Genomic DNA, 5,203 nt, shown 5'->3' with positions numbered 1-5,203 from the left:
GCCATGCCGGTGACCGCCAATGTGACGGCCGAGGTGGTACAGAGCTTACAGGGGATGAAGGATGTCCGGGCGCTGCAAAGTTATGTGGGCACGCCGGAACCGTATGATTTCAATGGCATGGTGCGGCATTACTACCTGCGCAACCAGCCCTGGCAGGCCATGATTCATGTGCAGTTGCTGGATAAAGCCGAACGCAGCGCCTCCAGTTCCGAACTTGCCGTCGTCGCGCGGCGGCTGATTACGCCCATCGCGGCGCAACACCAGGCCCATATTGTCGTCGTGCAAAGTCCACCGGGGCCACCGGTTTTGGCGCCGGTGGTGGCCGAAGTTTATGGCCCTTCTGCCGCCATCCGCGACGCGGTCACCCGGCAGGTGACGGCCGAATTTGCCCGGGCCAAAAACCTCACCGAGGTGGATAACACCCTGGAAGCCCCCCATGACTACTGGCACTTTCATCTGAATGCCATCAAGGCGGGCATGGCCGGTGTGCGGCCCAGCGCCCTCAACGAAACCCTGGCGATGACCCTCGGTGGCTACAAGCTGGGTAACTTTACGCCCTATGGTCAGAATCTTGCGGTACCGGCCGTACTGCAGGCCCCTCTGGCCCTGCGCAGTAATGTCTATAGTCTGGCGGCACTTCCCGTACCCTCCGTCAGTTATGGCGCCGTACCTCTTTATACGCTGGGGCATTTTGATCGTGAGAGAGCGGAACAACCCATCTACCAGCAGGATCTCAAACCCGTTGAATATGTGACGGCAGGCAGCAGGGGACGTCTGGACGCCCCGCTGTACGGCATGCTGGAAGTCGAAGATGCCCTGTCCGGTTATCTGACCCCCGATGGACACCCGCTGGGCATCGACTGGATCAGCATCCCTACCGGCAATCATGCCACGATCAAGTGGGGCGGTGCCTGGACCGTGACCTACAAGACCTTCCGGGATATGGGCATTGCCTTTGCCGTGGCCATTGTCCTCATCTACATGCTGGTAGTCTGGGAATTCGGGAATTTTGTCATCCCCGCCATTATCATGGTGCCCATTCCCCTGACCCTGATCGGGATTTTACCCGGTCACTGGCTGTTTGGTGCGAGCTTTACGGCCACCTCCATGATCGGTTTCATTGCTCTGGCTGGCATCATCGTGCGCAATTCCATTCTGCTGGTGGATTACTCCCAGCAAAGGGTGGCCGAAGGCATGCCGGTCATGGATGCCCTGATTGAAGCCTGCGCGACCCGTACCCGGCCCATTGTGATTACGGCGCTGGCACTCATGCTCGGTTCCGCAGAAATCATCACCTCCCCGATTTTCCGGGGGATGGGCATTTCCCTGCTCTTCGGGGTCATGATTTCGACCATTCTTACCCTGCTGGTCATTCCTTTAGGCTGTGTCAGCGGTCGTGCTGCCTTCTGCCCGGCAGGGATGGATCTGGGTGACACGCAGCCGAACAATCCGCCCCCCTTCCCGTTTGCGCCCGCCAGCATGCAGGTCTCTCTGTCTCCCCGGGATAGTCTGGCGCGAAGCGATATTCAATCTGCAGCACTGGTTCAGGATACGCCACCCAAAGATGCTAGTCCCCTGACCATGACCCTGGAAATGATCGGACAGGATATTCGCGCCTTTTTCCGGGCCATTACCAAAATCCTGCTGGCTTTGCTCGGACAACTCTGGGCCTGGCTGATGAAGCGCCCGGCCGCCCACAACAAGCCTGAAGCGCCGGGTCCGCAGTCGCCTTCAGGGCCCGTGAGCCCCCCTCAGGGGCCGGATGGATCATCGCAAGGGCCAGTGAATCCTCACGCCTCAACTTCAGAAAGTACCAGCGAATCGGCCAAAAGTCCGGTCAGCGGGCAGAGCAATCCCGTCGCAACCAAAGCCGCTGAAACCACTGCGTCACCTTCACCCCGCGCCAAAGCGCGTGGCATTCATTTACGGTCATCCGGTTCCAAACCGAAAAAGGAGGATTAATCCCATGACAAGCCCAACAACCCTTTCCCCCCGTAGCCACAAGCGCCTGTTCTGGCTGGGGGTGGCGGTCTGTACGGCACTGGGCATGCAAGCCCAGGCCCTGGCGTCCGTGGACACGCCCTACTCCAGCCCATATTCGGGAATGCCGGGTCCTGACATGGCCAATAGCGCAACGTCTTCCGGCTGGTCGGAGACCCGTCCAGATCAAGCACTGCCAGCGCCAATGCCAGCAGACTCCACCTATGCCGAGTGGCATGGATATGCCCCGCACCGTACATCCAGCTATCCCTACGAGACCAACGGCTGGCCTGCACCAACTGAAAATGCAGACAGCGCCTGGAACAGCGCAGAACAACAAGCCCCCCAGAGCACGCCACCCGCTCCAGGCTGGAGCAACCATGAAGCTGCCATGCCTACAGCCACATTCAACGAAGTAGCGGACTGGGTTCCCCCACCTCCGGGTCCCTACCCCAATGGGCCGCACGAAGGTGCCCTGGATACTGCGCCTCCTGCTTCTTTCCCGATGGCGATGCCACCACAGGGATATGCCCCCCAGCAAGGATACGCACCCCAATATACCCCAGGACCAGCTTATGGTGGTCCGAATGCTGGCCCCATGGAGTCCATGCCCTACCGGGGCCCCAACAAGCCCTGGCAAAACGCGCCGAGACCCGGTTATGGTGCGCCCTCTTATAGCCGACCAAACTTTGGCCCTATGAGACCCATGCCCTGGCAGGGCCCCGGCATGCCTTGGCAAAACGCGCCCAGACCCGGTTATGGTGCACCGGCTTTCGGACCATCACCTTACGGGCCTAATCCTTACGCCCGCCCGCCTCAATACGGCCCACAATATGCTGGGCCAGATTATGGGGCACCAGCCTACGGGCCATCACCCTATGGACCCCCTCCCGAAGCCCGGCCACCTCAGTCTTATGGCCCGCAGCCTGGTTATGGTTATCCATAAACAGAAATATCGGGATATAGGTCCGCCTGAAAAAAGGAGAACGCAATGCAAAAAGCAAAATGGGTAAAGGTAGCCATTCTCTCTGCCGCAATGGGAACACTTTCCGTACCTGTTGCTGCTTATGCCTGGGGGCCCTGGGGAGGCGAAATGCCTTGGTCCGGCTGGCAAAACAGTATGCCCTGGAGCGGTTATTCCGGTCCCATGCAAGGGGATTCGGGGCCGTGGTCTGGTTATGGAGGTCCTTGGCACGGTAATAGTGGTCCCTGGAGTATGGGGAGTTTCCGTATGACTTTTCCCCATTGGGGTCCCATGAATTTCAATGGCAGCCCCTTTGGCGGCTACGGACGCCCCTGGTCCGGAGATGCGATGCCCTGGGGTGGTGGTATGCCCTGGGGTGGTGGTATGCCCTGGGGCGGTGGCATGCCTTGGGGCGGCGGTGGCATGCCTTGGGGCGGTGGTGGCGGTATGCCTTGGGGTGGTGGCATGCCCTGGAGTCCGATGTCCTCCATGAACCCCATGTCGCCAATGGGTCCCATGAGCCCCTGGAGTACCTGGTAACACCATAATTCCCAAGTTTGGGGAGTGACATTGCAGTGGCGCCAACTGCAAGGCTTGTGGCGCAAAATGATCAAGGAGCAGATGTAATGAATGTGAAATATTTTGGAAAAATAGCCGCTTTGGCAGCGACACTCGGATGTGCGGGTTTACTGACAGCTTCGCCTGCTTTTGCCTGGGGATGGGCACCCTGGAATGACATGCCCTGGAGTGGTTACAGTAGCCCGTTTTCCGGCGACAGCGGCCCTTTCAGTGGTTATGGAGGTCCCTTTACGGGCAGCAGTGGACCCTGGAACATGGGCAGCATGAGTTTTAATGGACCGCACGGCGGCCCCATGCAATTCAGTAGTGGTCGCTGGGGTGGTTACAGCCAGCCATACAACGGGTACTACGGAGGTGGTTATGGTGGCGGAGCCTACAATGGTTACGGATACCGGGATTACGCCCCTGAAAATGCCTACCCACCTGCGGAATCGGGATATCCTGCATACGGCAATTATAACAATGCTGATAATAATGCTTACATCGCTCCTTCAGCACCACCGCAATACGCCAACAACAGCCAGCAATATGCCCCTCCACCCGGACCCTACCGTCCCGGTTACGGATATCCATGATGGACGAAAATCCTGCGGGCTGCAGATGCACCGCGATGCCTGCAGGGTTCCAATATTGCCGTGAAATCAAAAATACAGGTGCCAAAAGAGGCCAACCATGAAACGAACTTTGGGTAGAATCATTGGGTTTATTATTCTGGTGATCATTGTGCTGGTAGTGATTGCTGCCATCCAGGATCCGCAACTCTGGCGTCATGACTGGCAGACGACCCGGCAATATACGGTGCAAAAATGGCAGGCAATGCATCATTGGTGGGAAAAACAGGAAAGCAAACCCACTCCGGTAGCACATCCTGCAACAGTGCCGATCACAGCCACCGCACCAAAACTACATCCGGGCGTGGCTGTGCAGCAAGCAACCCCGGTTACCCCGCACGTTAAAATCGTCTTTCCGAAAAATCTTACCGGGTCTCAGTATGCTCTGTTAATGGCTGCAAGACGGGCGTTTTGGGAACATGACGTGAAAGCTGCCATTGCCGATTATCAGGCATTAATCGATCAACTGCCTGAAGTACCGCAACTGTATGGCGAATTAGGCAACATTTATTACCAGACTGGTCATCCTTTATCTGCTGGCAAGGCCTATTCCGGTGCTGCCCGAACGCTAATTGCAACGCATCAATATCCTTCTGCCGCAGCATTATTACCCCTGATCAGTTCTCTGGACCCGAATCAGGCCACCATCATCCGCCAGGCACTGGCACGTTAACCATAAGGAGTAATGAATTATGAGTGACATCCGAGAAGAACCGCAGTTACATTCCGAAGATGCCCCGACCAGCGGCACAGAATATGCCGCAGAAACAAAAGCCAACTTGCACGGCACAACGGAAACTACATATAGCGAGACTGCGCAAAGCCATCATGAAGCTGACCGGCCTGAAATCCATTCGGATGCGGACACAGCTGCAGCTGCAGCAGCTGCCGCCGCTGCAGCCGCTGCGTCAAGTTCCAGTTATAGCAGTTACGCTCCACCCCCTCCCCCTCCTGCACAAAAAGAGGGATTTTTGAGCCGCTTTTGGGGATACCCACTGATCATTTTGATCTTGCTGATCATCATTGTAATTTTGTTTATTTGGGCCATCACCGCCAATCAGCCCGATAA

Annotated in this window: 6 protein-coding genes; all 6 read left to right on the top strand. The window is 57.3% G+C overall.

The features are described from left to right. A partial coding sequence (locus tag BLW97_RS16420) for an efflux RND transporter permease subunit (RefSeq protein WP_143214953.1) occupies window positions 1-1,962 on the top strand: 1,962 nt, incomplete at its 5' end. A 4-nt stretch (window positions 1,963-1,966) separates the two neighbouring features. Then, complete coding sequence (locus BLW97_RS16415; RefSeq protein WP_075323970.1) at window positions 1,967-2,926, top strand: hypothetical protein; 960 nt, start codon at window positions 1,967-1,969, stop codon at window positions 2,924-2,926. A 45-nt stretch (window positions 2,927-2,971) separates the two neighbouring features. Continuing rightward, window positions 2,972-3,484 carry a hypothetical protein gene (locus BLW97_RS19525; protein ID WP_075323969.1) on the top strand — a complete coding sequence of 171 codons (513 nt, stop codon included), beginning with the start codon at window positions 2,972-2,974 and terminating at the stop codon, window positions 3,482-3,484. 86 nt (window positions 3,485-3,570) lie between these two features. Beyond that, complete coding sequence (locus tag BLW97_RS16405) at window positions 3,571-4,098, top strand: hypothetical protein (RefSeq protein ID WP_075323968.1); 528 nt, start codon at window positions 3,571-3,573, stop codon at window positions 4,096-4,098. Between the two features lie 97 nt (window positions 4,099-4,195). Beyond that, a complete protein-coding gene (locus tag BLW97_RS16400; protein ID WP_075323967.1) occupies window positions 4,196-4,807 on the top strand; it encodes a tetratricopeptide repeat protein in 612 nt (203 codons plus the stop codon). A 19-nt stretch (window positions 4,808-4,826) separates the two neighbouring features. After that, window positions 4,827-5,203: hypothetical protein (locus BLW97_RS16395; protein WP_207650639.1), on the top strand; the 377-nt coding region annotated here is incomplete at its 3' end.

This window comes from Acidithiobacillus albertensis (genome assembly GCF_001931655.1).
GTDB classification, from domain to species: Bacteria; Pseudomonadota; Gammaproteobacteria; order Acidithiobacillales; family Acidithiobacillaceae; genus Acidithiobacillus; species Acidithiobacillus thiooxidans.
This window is presented reverse-complemented; position numbering and strand designations above follow the sequence as displayed.

What these genes read in the sequence shown, in the direction of transcription:
- BLW97_RS19525 (WP_075323969.1), top strand. Translation starts at nt 2,972, where the DNA reads ATGCAAAAAGCAAAATGGGTAAAGGTAGCCATTCTCTCTGCCGCAATG.
- BLW97_RS16400 (WP_075323967.1), top strand. Translation starts at nt 4,196, where the DNA reads ATGAAACGAACTTTGGGTAGAATCATTGGGTTTATTATTCTGGTGATC.
- BLW97_RS16405 (WP_075323968.1), top strand. Translation starts at nt 3,571, where the DNA reads ATGAATGTGAAATATTTTGGAAAAATAGCCGCTTTGGCAGCGACACTC.
- BLW97_RS16415 (WP_075323970.1), top strand. Translation starts at nt 1,967, where the DNA reads ATGACAAGCCCAACAACCCTTTCCCCCCGTAGCCACAAGCGCCTGTTC.